The following is an 18,743-nucleotide window of genomic DNA, read 5'->3' as shown; positions in this document are numbered from 1 at the left end:
ACCCGGTTTTTCTTCTCAACACTTTAGTTTGAAAGGTCAGCCAACATGGCAGCCAAGGACGTAAAATTCAGCCGTGACGCGCGAGAGCGCATCCTGCGCGGCGTCGACATCCTCGCCGATGCGGTGAAGGTCACGCTCGGGCCGAAGGGCCGCAACGTCGTGATCGACAAGTCGTTCGGTGCCCCGCGCATCACCAAGGACGGCGTCACCGTCGCCAAGGAAATCGAACTCAAGGACAAGTTCGAGAACATGGGCGCGCAGATGGTGCGCGAAGTCGCCTCGAAGACCAACGACGTCGCCGGCGACGGCACCACCACCGCCACCGTGCTCGCTCAGGCGATCGTGCGTGAAGGCATGAAGTCGGTCGCAGCCGGCATGAACCCGATGGATCTGAAGCGCGGGATCGATCTCGCCGTCGTCAAGGTCGTCGAGGACATCAAGTCGCGTTCGAAGCCGGTTTCGGGTTCGTCGGAAGTCGCACAGGTCGGCATCATCTCGGCCAACGGCGACAAGGAAGTCGGCGAGAAGATCGCGGAAGCGATGGAGAAGGTCGGCAAGGAAGGCGTCATCACCGTCGAAGAGGCCAAGGGTCTCGATTTCGAGCTGGACGTCGTCGAAGGCATGCAGTTCGACCGTGGCTACCTCTCGCCCTACTTCATCACCAACCCGGAGAAGATGACGGTCGAGCTCGCCGATCCGTACATCCTGATCCACGAGAAGAAGCTCTCGAACCTGCAGGCGATCCTGCCGATCCTCGAAGCGGTCGTTCAGTCGGGTCGCCCGCTGCTGATCATCGCAGAGGATATCGAGGGTGAGGCGCTCGCCACGCTCGTCGTCAACAAGCTGCGCGGCGGCCTCAAGGTCGCAGCGGTCAAGGCACCGGGCTTCGGCGATCGTCGCAAGGCGATGCTCGAAGACATCGCCGTCCTCACCAAGGGCGAAGTGATCTCGGAAGACCTCGGCATCAAGCTCGAGAGCGTCACGCTCGGCATGCTCGGCACCGCCAAGCGCGTCACCATCGACAAGGACAACACCACCATCGTCGATGGCGCCGGTGAAGCCGATTCGATCAAGGGCCGCACCGATGCGATCCGTCAGCAGATCGAGATCACGACCTCGGACTACGATCGTGAGAAGCTCCAGGAGCGTCTCGCCAAGCTTGCTGGCGGCGTGGCCGTCATCAAGGTCGGCGGTGCGTCGGAAGTCGAAGTCAAGGAGCGCAAGGACCGCGTCGACGACGCGCTGCACGCAACCCGCGCAGCCGTTGAAGAAGGCATCGTTCCCGGCGGCGGCACGGCCCTCCTCTACGCAACCAAGGCCCTCGACGGCCTGACCGGTGCGAACGAGGACCAGACCCGCGGCGTGGACATCGTCCGCAAGTCGCTGACCGCGCTGGTTCGCCAGATCGCCAGCAACGCGGGCCATGACGGCGCAGTGGTTTCGGGCAAGCTGCTCGACCAGACCGACACCTCGTTCGGCTTCAACGCATCGACCGACGTGTACGAGAACCTCGTCGCAGCCGGCGTGATCGACCCGACCAAGGTCGTCCGCACCGCGCTCCAGAACGCGGCCTCGGTCGCCGGCCTGCTCATCACGACCGAAGCGGCCGTGAGCGAGCTGCCGGAAGACAAGCCCGCGATGCCCGCAATGGGCGGCGGCGGCATGGGCGGCATGGGTGGCATGGACTTCTGATTTCGGACGGGAGCAGTTCGCTGCTCCCGACACGAACTCAGAACGGCCGGCGGGTCGACGGCAAAGCCGTCGGTCCCGTCTGACGCAAAGGTGGCGGCTCTGCCGTCGCCAATTCCAAACCACTCAGCCTTCCAAGCTGGACCAAAACGAAGGGCCGGGGGAGCGATCCCCCGGCCCTTCGTGCGTTCAGGCGAAGGGCCCGCGACTACAGCAGCCCACGATAGCGCATCGCCACGTCGCACCGCGCATAGCGCGCCCCGAACCGTGCCATGATGTCGGCGTCATGCTCGAAGCCCAGTTTCTCATAGAGGTGGATCGCGGCGGCGCACTTGCGGCTGGTAAGCAGGTAAAGCGTCTCCGCCCCCATGTTCCGCGCCCGCGCGATCATCGCGGTGAGCAGGAACTCGCCCGCCTTGCGCCCACGCGCCGCCGCGCTGACACCCATCTTGGTAAGCTCGAACTGGCGCTCTGCGGTCTTCTGCAACGCGCAAGTGCCGACGATCCCGACGCCCGGCGCCTCGACGAACAGGATTGCACCACCGGGCGTGATGATGCGCTCGCGCGGATTCTGGAGAACGTCGCGATCGGTATCCTCTAGGGCGAACATCGTCCTGATCCACTCGGCGTTGATGTCGTGGAAGAGGGGTGCGAGATCGTCGGTAAACTCGCGCAACACGAGTGGCGGAGCGGAACGCGCCAGCATGGCGGCGACACGCATGTCGAGCGGTTGCTCGGCAAGCCGCCGTTCGAGCGTGGCGATCTGATCGAGCAATGGACCGGCAAGTCCCTCGCACAGTTCCACCGCCGCCGCGCCGACCTGCGGCCAGAGCGCGACGCGGGCATGATCGGCGAGAGCCGTGCCTGCCGCCGTCAGCGTGATCGTCTTCTGGCGCTGGTCCTTGTGATCGCGCGTGAGTGCGACGAGGTCGAGCGCGACCAGCGCCGTCACGGTGCGGGTAACGGCTGGCTGACTGACGCCAAGCGCCTCCACCGCTTCGCTGATGGTGAGCGGCCCGTAGCGATCCAATGCGGCTAGCAATGGCATCTGGCCTGGCTGGATCGGCACGCCGGCGTTCCGCAACACGGTGGCGGCCTCCCCCTGCATCCGTTCGGCAAGGCGTTTGAGCCGGCTGCTCAGGAATACAGCGCCGAAATCCGCCAGCACATCACGCGACATATCGTTCTCCATAACCTGTTATATAGCACGTTATCAGATATGCAGAGCTTTGCTAGCTGTGGCTTGCTTCCTCCCGCAAAAAGTTGACGAATGCCCTTAGCGGCACCGGCATCAACCGCCGGCCAGCGAAGTACAGGAACGGACCGGAGAAACGCGTCGACCAGTCCGCCAGCACCTCCACCATTGTTCCGCGCGCTATCCCCGGCGCGACATACGCCTCGAACCCGCCGAACAGCCCGACCCCCGCCTCCACCGCCGCCAGCAGAAGCGGCATGCGATTGGTCACGAAATGCGCGGGTGGCGAGACGATGATCGTTTCCCCGTCCTTCTCATACTCCCACTCGCCCATTCGGCCGCTGGCGAAGCGATGCCGCACCGCGCGGTGACGCAACAGGTCGTGCGGATGCTTGGGCACGCCGTGACGCGCAAGATAGTCCGGAGATGCGACCGTTACGTAGCGATCGTGGCGCGGCCCGATCGGGACCGCGATCATGTCCTGCTCCAGCCGCTCGTCATAGCGAATGCCGGCATCAAAGCCGCCGGCGAGGATATCGACGAAGCTGTCATCCGCCGTCACATCGACGCGAATCTCCGGGTAACGCATCGCAAAGCGCGCCAACAGCGCCGGCAGGATCAACTCCGACACGCCGACCGGCACGTTCAGCCGCAAGGTCCCCCGTGGCGCGTCGACGGAACCACCAACGACATCAAGTGCGCGCCCGATCTCGGCGAGCGCGGGGCGAAGCGAGGCGAACAGTTCCTCACCCGCCTCTGTGAGTGTGACGCTGCGGGTAGTGCGGTGGAGCAACCGCACGCCGAGCCGCTCCTCCAGCCGCCGCACGCTGGTGCTGAAGGTGGATGCCGAGCCGTTGCGCAGGTTGGCGGCGCGGCGGAAGCTGCGCTGTTCGGCGACCGCAGCGAAGGCGGCGAGATCGGTCAGGTCGGCATCCACCATTGTTCTGAAATCCGTACATGTTGTTCGAGCTGAACCGGATTATCGCACAATCCTGCAGCTCCTAGATAGCTGCCGCCACAGCAAAGGAGCACGTCCCATGCAGATTACCAACCTCGGCAAAGCCGGCCCGCGCACGTCGGCGTTCGGCCTCGGCGCGATGGGCATGTCGGGCAGCTACGGCCCGTCAGATCGCGACGAGAGTATCGCCACCATCCACGCCGCACTCGACGCCGGCATCACGCTGATCGACACTGGCGACTTCTACGGCATGGGCCACAACGAACTGCTGATCGCCGAGGCGCTGCACGGTCGCGATCGCGATACGGTACAGCTCAGCGTCAAGTTCGGCGCCCTGCGCGCGCCCGACGGCAGTTGGCTCGGCTTTGACGGTCGGCCTGCGGCGGTGAAAACCGCGCTTGCCTACACGTTGCAGCGGCTTGGCGTCGACCATATCGACATTTACCGGCCCGGTCGGCTCGATCCGGACGTGCCGATCGAGGATACGGTCGGCGCGATCGGGGAAATGGTGCAGGCTGGTTACGTCCGCCACGTCGGCCTGTCCGAAGTCGGCGTCGAAACACTGCGTCGTGCCGCCGCCACGCATCCGATCTGCGACCTCCAGATCGAGTACTCGCTGGTCTCACGCGGCGTGGAGGACACGATCCTGCCGGTGCTGCGCGAACTCGGCATCAGCATGACGGCATATGGCGTACTGTCGCGCGGGTTGATCGGCGGCCACTGGAAGCCGGGTACGGTCGCGGCTGCCGACGATTTCCGCAGCCACAGCCCGCGTTTTCAGGCGGAGCATGTCGATCGCAATCTCGCGCTCGTCGACGCGCTGGCGAAGGTCGCACAGGGGCGCGGCATCACTACGGCGCAGGCGGCGATCGCGTGGGTCGCGGCGCAGGGCGCCGACATCGTGCCACTGATCGGCGCCCGCACCCGAACGCGGCTGTCCGAGGCACTCGGCGCGGCGGATGTGGCGTTCAGCGCCGACGATCTTGCCGCGATCGAGGCGGCGGTGCCGCGCGACGCCGCCTCGGGCGACCGCTACCCCAAGCCGCTGATGGCAATGCTCGACAGCGAACGGTGACGGCAACGCCGGGGTGGCACCGCGCCACCCCGGCTATTTGTCCGCGTCCAGCAATTCCGGTCGCTCGGCAAGCGAGCTTGCGGTCGGCGCGGCACCGCCTGCGCACCGCTTGGCGAGGCCAATCCCCTTCAGAAAGCCCCGCCGCACCGAACCTGCATAAACCGCCGCTTCTGCACGACGCTGCGCTTTGTCCGCGCCGGTAAGAACACGCACCAGGCCAAGCCCGGGGATAAGCGTGCCGACGACCGCACGCGCGCCTGCCGCCGCAATCGCCGAGCCTTCGCCTTTCTGCCGCGCCGGCGTGTCCACATCGGCACCGAGCGCGCGGTTCAGATCACGAACCTGCGCGGCGATTTCGGGGCAGGTGCCGGTTCCGGTCGAGGAATACGGCGCGGACGCGGCGCGTTGCAGCACCGGCGGGATCTTCTGGTCGCGTAGGCGCGTGTCCCGCAGCGGTTGGGTGACGACTTGGCCGATCCCGCCACCCTGTTGCTGAGCGGTCGCGGCAGTGACCGGCGACAGCAGCAGGCCAGCGGCGGCGAGGCTAAGCAGGATGCGCATGGTCGATGTTCCTCCGATTAGTACCGCGGACCGAACGCACATCCGCCAGACATGTTACAGCTACGAAATGAAAAATACGTCATCCTTGCCGATTGGCGGACCGCCTAGCCAAGCCGCGCCGGCTTTGGCATCACCACGCCATTCTCGAGTTCGGAGCGCATCATGTCAGACCTGTCCCGCCGCGAGGCGATCGCCGCAGCCAGCCTAGCCACGCTTGCGGCCACTATGCCCGCCTTCGCGCAAACGTCGGCCGCCGGTGGAGTGGCATGGGATCTGAGCGATCTTTACCCGAGCGATGCCGCCTGGGATGCGGCGCGCAAGCAGGCGCTCGCCGATCTGCCGGGCTTCGCGAAATACAAGGGCACGCTCGGCACCAGTGCCGATGCGCTGGCCAAGGCACTGTCGGCGCAGACCGCGCTCGACCGCACGATCTCGCGCATCTACACCTATGCCAGCCTGAAGGCCGATGCCGATCTGCGCAACTCCGCCAATCAGGAGAAGGAGGCGCTTGCCACCGACCTTTACACGGCGTTCGGCGAAGCGACCTCGTGGGTGGCGCCGGAACTGTTGACGGTCGGCAAGGCGAAGATCGACCGCTTCATCGCCGTTAATCAGACGCTCAAGACGCATTTTGATTTCCAGCTCGCCGATGTGTTGCGGCAGGAGGCGCACACGCTGTCGCCCGAGGGCGAGGTGCTGCTCGCCGGCACCTCCGCGCCGTTCAGCGGCCCCAGCGACATTCGCGAACAGCTCGTCGCGTCGGACATTCCCTGGCCGAGCGTGACGCTGTCCACCGGCAAGACGGTTCGGCTCGACGATCAGGCCTATACGCTCAACCGTGACGCGCCCGTCCGCGCAGATCGCAAGCTGGTATTCGACACCTTCTGGGCGGAATATGGCCGTTTCCAATCGTCGCTGGGCGCGGCGTATCTCAGCCACGTCAAGGCCGATATCTTCGCAAAGAAGGCGCGGAAATATCCGACGTCGTTGGCGATGGCACTATCGGGCGGCAACGTCCCCGAGGCGGTGTACCGGTCGCTGGTGCGCGAGACCAACGCCGGCCTGCCGCAACTGCACCGCTATTTCGAACTGCGCCGCCGCCTGCTCAAGCTGCCCGACATGGCCTATTACGATATCTACCCGCCGCTCGTGCAGCTCGACCGAAAGGTGACCGTGCCCGAGATGCGCACCACCGTGATCGAGGCGCTGAAGCCGCTCGGCCCGGAATATGGCGCGATCTTCGCCGATGCCACCGCGAAGAAGTGGATGGACCCGCTGCCCCGCCCCGGCAAGAAATCCGGTGCGTACATGAACCCCGGGGCTGCGTTCGACGTGCACCCGTACCTGCTGCTCAACCTCGGCGAGAATTACGAGGGGATGACCACCTACGCACACGAATGGGGCCATGCGATGCACACGTTGCTCGCCAACAAGAACAACGTGTACGAGAAGACCAACTACCCGATCTTCCTCGCCGAGATCGCGTCGACCTGCAACGAGGCGCTGCTCGCCGCGTACATGGTCGAACACGCCAAGACCAAGGCGGAGAAGCTGTTCTACCTCGGCCAACAGCTCGAATCGATCCGCGGCACCTTCTACCGGCAGGCGATGTTCGGTGAGTTCGAGCTGATGGTCCACGACAAGGCCGAGGCGGGCGAAGGCCTGTCTGGCGCGACACTGACCAAGCTCTACCTCGATCTGCTGCGCCGTTATCACGGGCCGAAGGTGGCGATTTCGGACACATACGGCTCCGAATGGGCGTACATTCCGCATTTCTACACCAGCTTCTACGTCTATCAGTATGCCACCTCGATCTCGGCGGCGTCGTACTTCGCGCGGTCGATCCTCAACGGCGGTGCCAAGGAGCGCGACACGTACCTGACAGTGCTGAAGTCGGGCGGATCGGACTATCCGGTCGATATCCTCAAGCGCGCCGGCCTCGATATGGCGAGTAGCACGCCGTATCAGGCAATCGTCGCCAGCTTCAAGGATACGCTCGATCAGTGCGAGGCGTTGGTGGGGTGAGCCGCCGCGCCGGGCGGTCCGTTTAGGCGGGAAGTTCGGCGCTAGGGGCCGGCCGCGCATTGGCCGGCGCGATGGACGTATAGCGTCGCCGCGTCAGCCCAAAGCGCGGCGTGCCGGCAAGCCGCACCTCGACCATAGGCACCATCACGACGAGCAGCAGCCAGCTCGCAGCGAAACAGCCGTTCACCTCGGAAACGCTCTCGATCATGTGCAACGCGAGCAGCGCGATGAGCAGCGTCTGCGTCGGCGCGGCGTTACGATCGAGCAGCGCCGAGACGACCGCAGCGCCCGCCCACACGACGTAAAAGAGCACTGCGATCCAGCCAAGTTCTAGTGCTGTGTTGATAAAGCCGCTCTGCACGCTGAGCGCTGTCGTGCGGTTCATCCGCTTCTGCAATTCGATCGATACCTGCGATCCGCCGCCGGTACCGTAACCGCTGCCGAGCGTGCGCTGGAATGTGGTCGGCATCGCCGCCTGCCATAGGTCGCCACGGCTGCTCATCGTTGGATCGCGACCGACGGCGTTGTTGACGATTTCGGGTTGCAGCAGCAGCACAGCGCCCAGCAGGCAAGCCACCGCGATCGCTCCATAGCGCCACAGGTTGCGCAGTGCACGATTGGGGATCGGCAACAGCGCGATACCGCCGGTCACGCCTGCGGCAACGCCAATGTCTGCCGTAGCGGAATTGGCCATCACCAACGCAACCACGTCGATCAGCACCACCGAATAGACGGTCAGGCCAGAAAATTTCAGGCTTGGTCGACCAAAGGCGCTGATCAGCACGTTGACCGCAAGGAACTGCCCGAACGCATTCTTGTGCGCGAAGATGCCGCGCCAACGGCCGCTATGAAGCCCGCCCATCAGGGCATGCCGATCGCCGATCAGGGCGAGCGCGACCGAGATCAGGATCATCACGGTGCTGAGCAGCCACACCAGCCGCACCATCTTCGTAAAGCCGAGCAGCTTATGCGCAATGATGACGGTGGCGAGCAACAGCAACAGGTTGGCGAGCGCGAACAAGGTCGTGCCAGGATTGCTGGCCCAAGCCGCGGAAGCGGCGGCAAGCACGCAGAACAACGCGAGCGGCGCACCCATCGCGCGGATCGGATGGCGCAGGTATGCGAGGTAGAGGGAGACCAGCACCAGCCCCGCGATCAGGCCGGCCTTTCCGTTGAACACGTTGATCGCGGCAGCGCCGCCGGTATCCACCATCTGCTGGGAGTCGACGAGCGACCAGGTCACGCCCGAGAACAATAGCAGAATGAAGAGAAACACCGGGATGAAGGTCGTCGAGATCTTCATGGTCGGCCTTGCACCGAAGGTGCGTGGACGCGCGGTTCGCCCGGTCGCCAAGTTTGCGGTTTGGCTGCGACGTCGACAGGATACTCGATCAACACCAACCTCCCCCACCAGCCCGTCTGTCGAACACGCAGGCTTCTGTCGGGCGGGTATGTCATATCGCCACCGGTTTCTATCGGTAATTCGGGCTCCCGAGGCTGTTGCGAGAAGATGCGCCTGATATGACGCCGCAGATAATGATCGCCTTCAGCTTCTATCGGGGATGATGATGACAGACGGGGCGTTCTGATGACAGCATCACGCGAAGTGGATCAGCATGGCTTGAAGATCGCCTTCTTCTACGAAGGGCTGAAACCCGGCGGCGTCGAGCATATGATCGCCAACCTGTCGCACGAGTTGCTGGCGCGTGGGCACAGCCTGACGCTGATCCTCGCCGGATCGCCGACCGACCAGGATTATCGGGTTGCGCCCAACGTCGACATTCACTGGTTGCGCCACCCGACCAGCAGCGCACGGGGAACGATCGGCCCCCTCGCCAAGCTGCTACGCGCGGGCAAGTACGATATCGTGCTGAGCGCAATGCCGCAGTTCAACAACGCCGCCGTGCTCGGCCGCATCCTGTCACGCACCAAAGCACGCAACGTGCTGACCGAACGCACCAATCCGCAGGCCGACTATGTGCGACTGAAAGGGTGGAAGCAGAAGGCTTGGCACAAGGCGGCGGCGATCGCCTACCCCTTGGCCAGCGAGATCGTCGCGGTGTCGAGCGATCTGGCCGATTCGCTTGCACGCTTCGCTGGGCTGAACCGCAGCCGCATCACCGTGATCTACAACCCCGCCTATCGGTCGCAGACCTATAGCGATGCCGAGATTGCCACCCTCGCGCACCCATGGACCCGCGATGGCAAGGGTCCGGTAATTGTCGGCGCAGGTCGGCTGGTCGAGCAAAAGGACTTCGCAACGCTGATCCACGCGTTGGCGCAGGTCGAGCAACAGCCGCCCGTGCGGGCGGTGATTTTGGGCGACGGGCCGCTGCGTACCGATCTTGAGGCGCTGGTCGTGTCACTCGGTATGGGCGACCGGGTCGCGCTGCCCGGGTTCGTGCCCGACATCAACCCGTCGATCATTGCCAGCGGCTTCTTCGTGCTGAGTTCCGGTTGGGAAGGCTTCGGCAACGTGTTGATCGAGGCGCTCGGCTCTGGTGCCAGTATCGTCACCACCGATTGCCCCGATGGCCCACGCGAGATCGTGGCGGACGGCCGCTTCGGCACGCTGGTCCCCGTCGGCGATGCCACCGCGATGGCGGCAGCAATCTCCGAAATGATCCGCAGCCCCGCGCCGCGCGATCGGCAGATCGAGCGGGCGCGCGCGTTTTCGATCCCGATCGCGTGCGACCAGTATGAGGCGGTGTTCCGCCGCGCGCTCGGCGTGCGGGTATGAGCACGGGGCGGACATCGGTCCGTTGGAACGCAGGAGGCAACATCCTGCGGTCGGCACTGATGACGGTGCAACTCCTGATCGTCGCACGCTTCCTCTCGGTTGCCGATTTCGGTCTCGTTATCCTGCTGGTGTCGCTGCTTCAGCTCGCACAGAACATCTCCGACGCCGGACTGTCCAGCGCGCTGATCCGTTTTCGCGACGTGACGGAGGACGAGAAGTCGTCGCTGTACTGGCTTAACGTATCGGTCGGCGTGGTCATGGCGTTGATGACGGTGGCGTCCTCGCCGTTCGTCGCCCGGTTCTACGCGGCGCCTCGGCTGGAGGCGATGTTGTGGATCGGCAGCACCTTGTTCGTGGCCAACGGCTTCTACCTCCAGTTGCGCGTGCTGGCGGAGCGTGATCTGCGCTTCGATACGATCATCAAGGTCGAGGTGGGAGCCTCGACACTCGGGTTTCTGGTAACGGTCGGGCTCACGGTTGCGAAGGTCGGACCGTTTTCGGTGATCTGGGGACAGGTCGCAACCTCGATCAGCCTGCTGATCCTGGCGTGGTTGATGCTTGCGCGCGCGTGGCGGCCTAGCCTGCATTTCGCCTGGGCGGACGTGAGGCGGTTCGTTCCCTATGGGCTCGACATGCTGCTGGTCAACGCCGCGATCTCCTTCACCGTTCAGCTCGACCTGCTGATCGCGGGCGTGTTCTTCACAAAGCAGCAGTTCGGCAGCTTCGGCCAGCCGCGCGATTTGAGCATGAAGATCATGACCGCGATCAACCCGGTCATCTCTCGGGTCGGTCTGCCGCTGATGGCGCGCGAGCAGCATGATCCGGTACGCGTCGGCCAGATCTATCTGCGTGTGATCCGCATGTCCTGCTCGGTATGCTTCCCCGTGTACGCGGCGCTCGGCTTGCTCGGCGCCGACGTGCTGCCGGCGGTGCTTGGAGAACGCTGGCGCGGCGCCGGGCTGCTGCTGCCGTACATCTCGCTGTGGTTCGCGCTTCGCTCCGCGGTAAATCCGCTCGGCACCTATATGTATGCGCTCGGCAAGAGCCGGGCGGCACTCTACTACCAGCTCGCCTTTGCAGGGCTGGTCGCGGTCGCGGCATGGGCGGGTTCGCGGTACGGGCCGATCGCGCTCTCGCTCGGCATGGCCGGCGTGTATCTCGTCTTTATCGAAGTGGCCTGGGTGGCGGTATTGCGGCCGATGTCGTCGGTCGGTTTTGTTGAATATCATCGCCAGATCCTGGCACCGGGCGTCCCGGTGATAGGCGCGGTGATCACCGTGTTGCTGGCCCGCCTGTTCGCGGGCGGCGCGCTCCTCGAACGCACCGCCCTTTCCCTCGCAAGCGGCGGCATGGTTTTCATGGTGATGAGCCTTCTGCTCAATCGTGAGGGCGTCGATGAAATCGTCGGACTGGTGCGGAGCAAGACGCGGATTCCGACCGCGTGAAACCGTTGGCGATTGCCCTCGCATCGTTGGCAGGGCTGGCCACCGCCGCCACAGCGCAGGCGGAACCGCCAAAGATCGGCGTCTACTATTTCCCAGGCTGGTCAAACGACCCGTTCAACGTCGCGGATAGTTGGCAACGGATCAGGCCTTTTCCCGAGCGTCAGCCCCTGCTCGGCTGGTACGCAGGCAGCAGCCGAGGCACATTGCAGAAGCAGGCCGACATGATGCAGGTCGCACACCTCGATTATGTGGTGTTCGACTGGTATTACGAGAACGGCAAGGTGCAGCTGGACGGCCCGCTCAAAGCCTATATCGCGCTCAGCACGCCACGCCCAAAGCTCAGCCTCATGTGGGCTAACCACGGCGGTCACACGACGACGCAGGTCTGGCACGCCATCGTGGATATCTGGGCCGGCTACTTCGCCAAGGCCCGGTTTTTTCAGATCGGCGGCAGCAACGTCATCTTCGTGTTCAATGCCCAGCGCTTTGCCGATGACGCAAAGGCCTCCGGCGCGAGCGCGGCAGGGTGGACCGATTACGCGCAGGCCGAAATGCGTCGCCGCCACCTGCCGCCGATCTACTTCGTTGCGGGCGTGTTTTCCGGCAATGACACCATCATTCCGGTGGCCACCGCGAATGGGTTCTCCTCGATCAGCGCCTACAACATCCACAGCCGCCCGGACAGTCATATCAACGGCAAAGGCTATGCGAATCTGGACGCGCTATATCGCGAGCAATGGCAGCGGATGGCGCGGTTTACAGGCTTCAAGCCGATCCTTCCGATCACATCGGGTTGGGATCATCGGCCGTGGGGACCGATGCCTAATCGTGACGGTTCGATCCCGACCCCGGCCGAGTTCAAAACACATTTGCAGGCGGCGCGCGAGTTCATGATCGACAGGCGTATCGACGCGGGCGTAATCTGTTGCTGGAACGAATATGGTGAAGGCAGTTTTATCGAGCCGACCAAAAAAGCGGGCACGGCCTTGCTCAACAACGTGAGCGCAACCTTTGGGCATGGATTGCGCGATCGTTGATTACCGTCCCAGGCGTCGTTCTGGTGATAACCAGTACCATTTCGTCGAAGGCCGGTATCGGGTTGCATGGCCTTCCGCTCACCTTCGGGTATATGCAGAACACCGGGCTGGAATAGCTGCATCGTACGATGATCGGGACCGCACCGATTGTCACCGCGTTACCTGCCTACCCACGTCTCCGCTTATCCCACCGGAGCTCAAAATCCCGCGAACGCCCGTGAAGCCGTCCGCTTTTTGTACTGATCGGTTTTAAGGCGCTGCTTATCCCCTAGCGCGTCGCCGACCGCCCCGCTAAGGCGCGGCCATGAGCACCAAGACCGCCCCCCCCGCCAAGCATGCGGTCATCGAACACCGCGACCAGTTGATCGCGAGTTTCGCGAAGGGCGAGAAGCCCAAGGACCGTTGGCGGATTGGCACCGAACACGAGAAATTCGTCTACGCGCGCTCCGATCATCACGCGCCGAGCTATGACGAGGCAGGCGGCATCCGTGCTCTCCTGATGGGCCTGCAGCGCTTCGGCTGGGAGCCGGTGATTGAGAACGGCAACGTGATCGCGATGACGGGCGCGGACGGCAGCCTCAGCCTCGAACCCGCCGGACAGTTCGAACTGTCGGGCGCGCCGCTCGACAACCTCCACCAGACCTGCGCCGAAACCGGACGACATCTGGAGCAGGTCAAGGCGGTCGGCGACGAGCTCGGCATCGGCTTCCTCGGGCTCGGCATGTGGCCGGACAAGACCCGCGCCGAGCTGCCGATCATGCCCAAGGGCCGCTATGCGATCATGCTGCGCCACATGCCGCGCGTCGGCAGCATGGGGCTCGACATGATGCTGCGCACCTGCACCATCCAGGTCAACCTCGACTATGCGAGCGAGGCGGACATGGTGAAGAAGTTCCGCGTCGGCCTCGCGCTGCAACCGCTCGCCACCGCTCTGTTCGCCAACTCGCCGTTCACGGAAGGGCGGCCCAACGGCATGCTCTCCTACCGCAGCCATATCTGGTCCGACACCGATCCCGCGCGCACCGGCATGTTGCCGTTCGTGTTCGAGGATGGCTTCGGCTACGAGCGTTATGCCGAGTACGCGCTCGATGTGCCGATGTACTTCGTCTACCGCGACGGCAGATATCTCGACGCATCGGGGCTGAACTTCCGCGATTTCCTCAAAGGCGACCTTTCGATCCTGCCCGGCGAGAAGCCTACGCTGGATGACTGGAACGACCACCTTTCCACCGCCTTCCCCGAGGTGCGGCTAAAGACCTTTCTCGAAATGCGCGGCGCGGACGGCGGGCCTTGGAGCCGGATCTGCGCGCTTCCCGCGTTGTGGGTCGGGCTGCTGTACGACGACGCCGCCTTGAACGCGGCATGGGATGTGGTGAAGCACTGGACGATGGACGAGCGCGAGGCGCTGCGTTCCTCAGTCCCGAAGCTCGGCCTCGACGCGCCGATCGCTGGCGGGCGCAAACTTCGCGACATCGCCGGCGAGGTGCTCGACATCGCCCATGCCGGCCTCTCCGCCCGCGCGCGCTTCGATGGCGTCGGCAGCAACGAAACCGGCTTCCTCGATCCGCTGCGTGAAGTGGTTCGCAGCGGCAAGGTTCCGGCGGAAGTGCTGCTGGAGAAGTATCACGGCCCTTGGGGCGGTGATGTGTCACGCGTGTACGAGGATATGACGTTCTGATAGGAGCCACGCTGGTCATCGCTGGCAGCGTGCGACCAACGCGGATTGCCGTGCAGGTGGCGGACTGGGTTGCCGGCATCGGCCGCGCGAGCGGGGGCACTTTCGAGGTGGTCGATCTGCGCGACTGGCCGCTGCCGATGGATGACGAGCCGGATATGCCGCAGCGCGGCGTTTAAGCTCAGCCGCACACGCGCGCATGGAGCGCGAAGATCGCGGCCGCGCCCGGATTCGTGTTCGTCACGCCGCAATACAACTGGGGGTATCCGGCGGCGTTGAAGAACGCGATCGACCATCTGTACCGCGAGTGGGCCGACAAGCCGGCGGTCATCGTCAGCTACGGCGGTCATGGCGGCGGCAAATGCGGCGCGCAATTGCGCGAGGTTCTGGCCGGCCTGAAGCTGCGTACCGTAGCAACCTGCCCGGAACTTACGCTGCCGCGCACATTGATCGAGGCGAACACCGGCGAGATCGACGCGATCGAGGTGTTCGCCACACACGTTGACACGGTCCGCGAGGCGCTGGCCGAACTCGCCACCGCGCTCGCAGCCTAACCGGCGCGGGGCTTTCCGGTCAGTCTGGCGAACAGGCGCGGCACCGTGCCATTACGCGTCATCCATTCCGAATACGCGCGATAGTCCGGGTCCAGCCCAAGGTGACGTTCCTCGGTACGCGCCCGCCAATAGTACACGCCCGCCGTCACCGCCATCAGCGCACACGCGCGCACCGCGTCGAGCCACGAACCGGTAGTGAGGAACGGCAGCGTCGAGATGACCCAGAACACGTTCTTGGAAAGGTACGCCGGATGCCGCGTGAACCGGTACGGACCATGCGTCAGAATGCCGCGGTTGGTGAGGTTGGAAAAGCGCAGACCGAACGCGATCGTCGCCCACGCATAGATCGCCGTCAGCGCGACGAGCAGCGCGCCGGTCGCCGCCATCAGGATCGGGTGACCCGCCAACCAGATCGTCCAGCCGTCCGGCCCACGCGTGCCGACATGGTAGTCGAGCACGCCGCCATCGCCCATCAGCACGAAGGGCGGATAACAGATCAACGCGGCCGTCCAGGCCGCCATGAAGGGGTTCGCGCTACGGATATGCGAGTCGAGCGGGCGCAGGGTCAGGATGTAGCCGACGGTCGCGAACGCCACGTCAATGACGAACATAAAGGTGATGAGCCAGTTGGCGAGCGCAACCGGGTCGTGCAGCACCTGCGCGCTATCCCCGCGAATGAAGTCGCCGAACCCCGGTGGCACGATCGCCAACATAAAGGCGAGGAAGAACCCCTTCACAGCCCAGCTACGCAGGTGCGCATAGATCGCCTCGCGCTCGATCGGCTCGGCCAGTCCCATCAACCATGCACCCAATGCCCATGCGCCATCCCTGGGCTCGGTGAGGTGACGATCGATCCACAGCATGTACGGGATCGAGGCCACGAACATCACCGGCGCGGCGATGCCGAGACACCACATCGCGAACACATAGTTGCCGTCCCAGTAGAACCGCTCAAGCCCATAGACTATCCCAATCGCGGCCCAGGTCAGCCACAGCCCGGCGAGCTTGGTCAGGCTGATCTCATACGTCTCGCGCAGCGGCTTAGGATTCGACCAATCGATTCCGGTGGAGGGGTTGCGATGCACCTTATCGACCAGCACGGACCACAGGACCATCGGCAACCCACAGGCTACAACGTTGGCCATGGCGGACAATGGCCCGTCCATTCCGAACATCCGCGCAATTGCGATCCACACCAGCAGCCCGGCCAGGCCGGCCAGCCCGCACCCGGTGCTGACCGCAGATCGCGGACGGGGATCGGCGGCACGCGCCGCGCGCGACAGAGCGGTATCGTGGAACATGGCGCACGCTGTAGCGCCGTAGTGGTTAGCGACCCGTAAAGCGCGATTGAGGTGTCGGTCGCAACCGGGCATGACACCCGCCGATTGCCTGCAAGCGAACTGGAACGATCATGGCCGAACCACCACCCGAATGGAACGCCGCCGCCGTTCGCATCTGGCTGCAAAGCCGGATCGCCGCCGCCCGCAGCGATCAGGTCCGTGCGGAGCGTGGCGGTTACCAGCTTCAGGACGATTGCGACAAGGCCGCCGCCGAGGAGATGGTCTGCACCTTCGTCGCCAAGGCCGCCGACACCCAAAGCGCGTTCGCCGACGCGCTACGCGCGCTGCTGGACCGCGACGACTTCATCTGGCGAGGCGTCTACAACGATGCGAAGTTCGATCGCCACGTGCGCGGCTACATCCGCAAACTCGCCAAGATGGCGAAGCTCAACTCCGGCTTTGGCAACACCACGCATTATCAGTAACGGCTTTGGCTGCCGCTGGCGCAAGGCATATTGCATCGCGACTGGCTTGTCGGTATCTGCCAGCGCCACGCGGGTATAGTACAATGGTAGTACAGCAGCCTTCCAAGCTGAATACACGGGTTCGATTCCCGTTACCCGCTCCCACGTTACCCCGTATACCGAGTCGGCCTAGCGCTCGTTAAGAGGCGAAGATGCAGATCGATAAAGCAATTGAAGCTGCTGCCCGTGCCCTTTGCCGCCTCGCAGGTAACCCCGAAAATTCAAGCTTCGAGGGCAAGCCGATGTGGCAGAGCTATCTCACGGAGGCTATGGTAGCTGTCGAGGCTGCCCTGCCCTACCTGACGGACAATTAAGCGTCGTCACGTTTACAATGCGAAGCCGACTAATGCGGCTCGACACGTTGGCTGCTAGGCAAGGGGCGTCGGTAAAACATTAGCGCCGTCAGCTTCCATCGTGTTAACGGCCCGCACCGCACTAATGAGACGAAGCGATCCTCTATGAATGACGTTCCGTTTTCAAAGCAATTGCCAGTCAACCTAGAACCAAGTCAGAGAATGGCAATTGAAGGGCTCGCCATCGCAGCCTACCTCACCAAATGTAATTACGAAGCTATTGGAGTTACCGTTGAGCGAGCAATGCGTCGCGAAGGTGATTTGGAATTAAGCTTTGATGAGAAACTGGTAGTTTTTAGTTCTGCTTGGTCGATCATTGATCGCGTCGATGCACTTAGACAAATTCTTTGGTTTCAGCGTGAATACTTATCGTTCAAACCCACAGAGGCACAGCTAGCTTCTATTGAAATCGCGCGACAGATGCGAAACGCGATGGATCATCCGAAGGGCACGATAGATAAGCTGATTAGTCGTAAAAAGGAATTTCCGATTTATGGAGTTATCGGCTGGACGTGGTTTGACGAGACTGATGCTTTTAAGCAAGGAGATGGCATAATCCTGAAAGGTAGAAAGCTATCGATAATCTCGATTAGCGGTACACATCATCCTTTCTCGATAAACACGAAAGAGGTTCTAACGGATGAAGTGTATTTCCCATGGGGTAATCTGAATTTATGGGCATTTGGAAAACGATTGCCCCTTGATGATCTTATAACTCTTTCTCAAAATCTACTTGATCATCTCGACAGTGTGACAGCAGACTGTACGGCAGAAGCAATTAAGCATCTTGGAGAAAGCTACGTTCCGATGCATCCGTCTTTCTGCCAGACAGTACAAGAGACATTTAGCGCAGAACACTTCGTACGAGTCGAAGAGTTCCAATCGCTATGACTGACGTCGAAACGTTAAGACGGGTAGGGCTTCGCCACATGCGTTCTCGTATGTAGGCACACGTTGCAGCAGCCTTCCAAGCATCGGCAATCCGCAGAGAACTGCACTTTACGGTGCAAAACAACGTGATTTTTTCGCGTTTAGTTACAATCACTTGAGAAACGCGTGCAAAACAAGGAAGCGACTTCTGCCGAGCCTGACAACGTGCGCGCAACACTGGCCGATCTAATCAATCAACGTGGCGAAAGCCTCGGCGCCTTGTCGCGAATGATCGGCAGAAACGACGCCTATCTACAGCAGTTCATCCGGCGCGGCACGCCGAGGCGGCTTGATGAAGATGCGCGGCTCAAACTTGCGAAAGTTCTCAAGGTGGATGAGCGGCTACTCGGCGCGCGTGATCCGTGGCAACCGGAGTAGCCTATTGCCTCCCTGAATGGAGATCGTTCGCCGCGTCGATCTCGAAACCCGCTCGCTTCAGATGAGCCACCACCGCCAAATATGGCTCGATGCACGTCTCATGGACCGGCTTGTGTGTGTTCGTGGCGTAGGTCCAGAACTTAACTAGTGCCGGGCTATCGGCAGCATGGGGCAGGATAGTCCGTAGAGCGAGACGTAGCGGCGTCGTATCCCCGATCACCAGCGACGATGGCACGATCGCCCGTAGCACCTGAAGCGCAATGTTGACGTTGGTGTTCTCGTAGCGGCTGGGCATCTTGCGATGTGGAACGAAAGCGGAACGCT

General features: G+C 63.0%; 17 protein-coding genes, 1 tRNA gene and 1 pseudogene. 13 read left to right on the top strand and 6 right to left on the bottom strand.

What is annotated here, in order from left to right:
• Positions 1-45 precede the first annotated feature (45 nt).
• On the top strand, positions 46-1,692 hold the full coding sequence (gene groL / locus L8F97_RS11385; protein ID WP_242149717.1) for a chaperonin GroEL: 1,647 nt from the start codon (positions 46-48) through the stop codon (positions 1,690-1,692).
• Between the two features lie 205 nt (positions 1,693-1,897).
• Here groL and L8F97_RS11380 read toward each other — a convergent pair whose 3' ends face one another.
• Complete coding sequence (locus tag L8F97_RS11380) at positions 1,898-2,869, bottom strand: GNAT family N-acetyltransferase (protein ID WP_242149714.1); 972 nt, start codon at positions 2,867-2,869, stop codon at positions 1,898-1,900.
• A gap of 52 nt (positions 2,870-2,921) precedes the next feature.
• Positions 2,922-3,824 carry a LysR family transcriptional regulator gene (locus L8F97_RS11375; RefSeq protein ID WP_242149710.1) on the bottom strand — a complete coding sequence of 301 codons (903 nt, stop codon included), beginning with the start codon at positions 3,822-3,824 and terminating at the stop codon, positions 2,922-2,924.
• 97 nt (positions 3,825-3,921) lie between these two features.
• Between L8F97_RS11375 and L8F97_RS11370 the strand changes: the two genes are divergently transcribed.
• Positions 3,922-4,917 (top strand): aldo/keto reductase, encoded by a 996-nt coding sequence (locus L8F97_RS11370; RefSeq protein WP_242149707.1) that lies wholly within the window; start codon positions 3,922-3,924, stop codon positions 4,915-4,917.
• A gap of 33 nt (positions 4,918-4,950) precedes the next feature.
• Here the strand turns inward: L8F97_RS11370 and L8F97_RS11365 are convergent, their stop codons facing one another.
• Positions 4,951-5,478, bottom strand: a complete 528-nt coding sequence (locus L8F97_RS11365; protein WP_242149704.1) for a hypothetical protein — start codon at positions 5,476-5,478, stop codon at positions 4,951-4,953.
• Positions 5,479-5,640: 162 nt separating this feature from the next.
• On the opposite strand from L8F97_RS11365, the gene pepF reads away from it, so the two are divergent.
• Positions 5,641-7,503: an oligoendopeptidase F gene (pepF, locus tag L8F97_RS11360; RefSeq protein ID WP_242149701.1), complete on the top strand. Its 1,863-nt coding sequence runs from the start codon at positions 5,641-5,643 to the stop codon at positions 7,501-7,503.
• Positions 7,504-7,525: 22 nt separating this feature from the next.
• Here pepF and L8F97_RS11355 read toward each other — a convergent pair whose 3' ends face one another.
• Positions 7,526-8,806 carry an O-antigen ligase family protein gene (locus L8F97_RS11355; protein ID WP_242149697.1) on the bottom strand — a complete coding sequence of 427 codons (1,281 nt, stop codon included), beginning with the start codon at positions 8,804-8,806 and terminating at the stop codon, positions 7,526-7,528.
• 285 nt (positions 8,807-9,091) lie between these two features.
• Here L8F97_RS11355 and L8F97_RS11350 point away from each other — a divergent pair, with 285 nt between their 5' ends.
• From L8F97_RS11350 to L8F97_RS22980, 5 genes and pseudogenes are all read left to right on the top strand, one after another.
• The gene (locus L8F97_RS11350; protein WP_242149693.1) at positions 9,092-10,243 is read left to right on the top strand and encodes a glycosyltransferase; all 1,152 of its coding nucleotides are present in this window, start codon (positions 9,092-9,094) and stop codon (positions 10,241-10,243) included.
• Positions 10,240-11,688, top strand: a complete 1,449-nt coding sequence (locus L8F97_RS11345) for a lipopolysaccharide biosynthesis protein (RefSeq protein WP_277924903.1) — start codon at positions 10,240-10,242, stop codon at positions 11,686-11,688. Before L8F97_RS11350 ends, L8F97_RS11345 begins: the two co-directional genes overlap by 4 nt.
• Before the next feature lie 5 nt (positions 11,689-11,693).
• Positions 11,694-12,725 carry a glycoside hydrolase family 99-like domain-containing protein gene (locus L8F97_RS11340; RefSeq protein ID WP_242149687.1) on the top strand — a complete coding sequence of 344 codons (1,032 nt, stop codon included), beginning with the start codon at positions 11,694-11,696 and terminating at the stop codon, positions 12,723-12,725.
• 304 nt (positions 12,726-13,029) lie between these two features.
• Positions 13,030-14,403, top strand: a complete 1,374-nt coding sequence (locus tag L8F97_RS11335) for a glutamate--cysteine ligase (protein WP_242149684.1) — start codon at positions 13,030-13,032, stop codon at positions 14,401-14,403.
• Positions 14,400-14,954: pseudogene (locus L8F97_RS22980) on the top strand (NADPH-dependent FMN reductase). The gene L8F97_RS11335 and the pseudogene L8F97_RS22980 overlap by 4 nt, the downstream one beginning before the upstream one ends.
• Here the strand turns inward: L8F97_RS22980 and L8F97_RS11320 are convergent.
• Positions 14,951-16,255 (bottom strand): methyltransferase family protein, encoded by a 1,305-nt coding sequence (locus L8F97_RS11320; RefSeq protein WP_242149677.1) that lies wholly within the window; start codon positions 16,253-16,255, stop codon positions 14,951-14,953. The pseudogene L8F97_RS22980 and the gene L8F97_RS11320 sit on opposite strands and share 4 nt — an antisense overlap.
• Before the next feature lie 110 nt (positions 16,256-16,365).
• Here L8F97_RS11320 and L8F97_RS11315 point away from each other — a divergent pair, with 110 nt between their 5' ends.
• From L8F97_RS11315 to L8F97_RS11295, 5 genes are all read left to right on the top strand, one after another.
• Positions 16,366-16,719, top strand: coding sequence for a hypothetical protein (locus L8F97_RS11315; RefSeq protein WP_242149674.1), 354 nt, complete (start codon positions 16,366-16,368; stop codon positions 16,717-16,719).
• 69 nt (positions 16,720-16,788) lie between these two features.
• Positions 16,789-16,859, top strand: a tRNA-Gly gene (locus L8F97_RS11310).
• Positions 16,860-16,910: 51 nt separating this feature from the next.
• Entirely contained in the window at positions 16,911-17,072 is a 162-nt protein-coding gene (locus tag L8F97_RS11305; protein WP_242149672.1) for a hypothetical protein, read from the top strand.
• Positions 17,073-17,216: 144 nt separating this feature from the next.
• Positions 17,217-18,002, top strand: a complete 786-nt coding sequence (locus L8F97_RS11300; RefSeq protein ID WP_242149669.1) for a hypothetical protein — start codon at positions 17,217-17,219, stop codon at positions 18,000-18,002.
• 165 nt (positions 18,003-18,167) lie between these two features.
• Positions 18,168-18,419 (top strand): hypothetical protein, encoded by a 252-nt coding sequence (locus tag L8F97_RS11295; RefSeq protein WP_242149666.1) that lies wholly within the window; start codon positions 18,168-18,170, stop codon positions 18,417-18,419.
• Position 18,420: 1 nt separating this feature from the next.
• On the opposite strand, the gene L8F97_RS11290 is transcribed toward L8F97_RS11295, so the two are convergent.
• Complete coding sequence (locus L8F97_RS11290; RefSeq protein WP_242149663.1) at positions 18,421-18,714, bottom strand: hypothetical protein; 294 nt, start codon at positions 18,712-18,714, stop codon at positions 18,421-18,423.
• Between the last annotated feature and the right edge of the window lie 29 nt (positions 18,715-18,743).

This window comes from Sphingomonas sp. BAUL-RG-20F-R05-02 (genome assembly GCF_022662305.1).
Classification (GTDB): Bacteria; Pseudomonadota; Alphaproteobacteria; order Sphingomonadales; family Sphingomonadaceae; genus Sphingomonas.
The sequence above is the reverse complement of the archived record's forward strand: the minus strand, read 5'-3'. Positions and strand labels throughout refer to the sequence as shown.